Source organism: Vibrio sp. 2134-1 (assembly GCF_033339495.1).
In genome coordinates this window covers 1-1,083 of sequence record NZ_JAWOUS010000135.1, presented here as the reverse complement: position 1 = coordinate 1,083, position 1,083 = coordinate 1, and the positions used below count along the sequence as shown (strand labels likewise).

Below are 1,083 nucleotides of genomic sequence, written 5' to 3'. Positions count from 1 at the left end.
ACAACAACAGACTCAACAAAAGAAGGTTAAGGTTCAATGATGACGAAAACGAATATTTTGTTGGTTGAGCCGAACGAACACCTTGCTCAACCTGTACTGGATGTGCTGAAGAATGCCGGTTACACCGCAAAGCACACACGTACAGGGCGAAGCGCACTGTTAGAAGAGCGCGCAAGCATCACGTTAGTGAGCTCTACGCTACCGGATATGTGCGTACGTGAGTTTGTTGCGTGTCACCAGAAGCAGCGTAATGCTGGCGTTGTGATTGCGATTGTGGATCAAGAACAAGGCATTTTGGCGGCAGAGACTATGAAGTCGGGCGCGACCGATTACTTGTTGCGTCCGTTTGAAGCGAATCAGCTCATCAATTTGCTAAAGCGCGTTGAAGCTCTTGGCAAACCAATGGCAAACATTGTGGCTGAGTCGTGGCGCAGTAAGCAGGTACTTCAATTGGCGCACCGTGCAGCGTGTACGAACGCGAGTGTGTTGATCACGGGTGAGTCTGGTACGGGTAAAGAGGTGTTGGCTCGATATGTACACGAACACTCTCCTCGCATTAATGGCCCATTTGTTGCAGTGAACTGTGCCGCGATTCCTGAATCGATGCTAGAAGCGGTGCTTTTTGGTCATGTGAAAGGCGCGTTTACTGGCGCGACGAATTCGCAAAGCGGTAAGTTTGAAGAAGCAAACGGCGGCACGATTTTGTTAGATGAAATCGGTGAAATGTCTCCTGCAGTCCAAGCCAAACTTTTGCGTGTACTTCAAGAGCGAGAAGTGGAACGTGTGGGCAGTCACAAAGCCATCAAGCTTGATATTCGAGTGATTGCAGCAACCAACAAAGATTTACGAGAAGAAGTGCAAAAAGGCACCTTCCGTGAAGATCTTTACTACCGATTGGATGTGTTGCCATTGCATTGGCCACCACTTCGCGAAAGAAAAGAAGACATTTTACCGATCAGCCAATTCTTTGTTGAAAAATATCAAGATAGCAGCCGCTGTCACTTATCTCAGGATGCGATCAGCGCTCTGAGTCAGTATCACTGGCCGGGCAATATTCGTGAATTAGAGAACGTTATTCAACGT

Annotated in this window: 1 protein-coding gene; it reads left to right on the top strand. The window is 48.0% G+C overall.

The annotated features are described in order from the left end of the window. Positions 1-39: 39 nt before the first annotated feature. Positions 40-1,083 (top strand): sigma-54-dependent transcriptional regulator (locus R7R78_RS24420; protein ID WP_225474412.1); only part of this gene is annotated, 1,044 nt, incomplete at its 3' end.